The sequence below is a fragment of the Paenibacillus periandrae genome, from assembly GCF_022458865.1.
GTDB classification, from domain to species: Bacteria; Bacillota; Bacilli; order Paenibacillales; family NBRC-103111; genus Paenibacillus_S; species Paenibacillus_S periandrae.
This window is the reverse complement of record NZ_JAJNMU010000116.1, coordinates 1-558: the sequence shown is the minus strand read 5'-3', so window position 1 is coordinate 558 and position 558 is coordinate 1. Positions and strand designations below refer to the sequence as shown.

At 48.7% G+C, this 558-nt stretch carries 1 protein-coding gene; it reads right to left on the bottom strand.

Annotation, left to right across the window (positions count from 1 at the left end; genetic code table 11):
• Positions 1-339: AAA family ATPase (locus tag LRL21_RS44815; RefSeq protein WP_240422215.1), on the bottom strand; the 339-nt coding region annotated here is incomplete at its 3' end.
• Positions 340-558: the final 219 nt, after the last annotated feature.

The following is a 558-nucleotide window of genomic DNA, read 5'->3' as shown; positions in this document are numbered from 1 at the left end:
CGGTCGCTCGTCAAGCCGCCGGTTCAATGTGTTAAGGTCGACCTCGAGGACAAACACACCGTCAAATAGATCTATGAATTTCGAAAAGTTCCTAGAACCACCGCAGAAAAATGTTACCGCCTCATCCTGGTTGGCGACCAAAACTTTTACTTTATCTACATGCCAAATGTGGTGCTCGTGCGTGACGCCATCCATCCGTGTACCAGTTTCCGGATCGCCTTGATAAGCCAATTCACGGTCACCATTAATGGCATGGTAGCCGCGCCGCTGCAATTCTTTGCAGACCGAAGTTTTGCCGGTGCCGGAAACGCCTTCAATCAGATAATTCCTAATGCCCATGGTTAGACCATCCTTTCAACTGGATAAGCACAATATATTGGATATGTCTATCTGTCGCTAAACTCCCCGTTACTTGAACAGGCTACCAGCATTCCGGCAGCCTGTTCAAGTATTGTACTATCGTACCCATCCCTGAATCCTCAGGAGCTCTAGCTTGAGGCTCTGCAACCCAAATCGATCATTCATAGTTCGCCGGCAGATTTGGCACCTTGACTACGC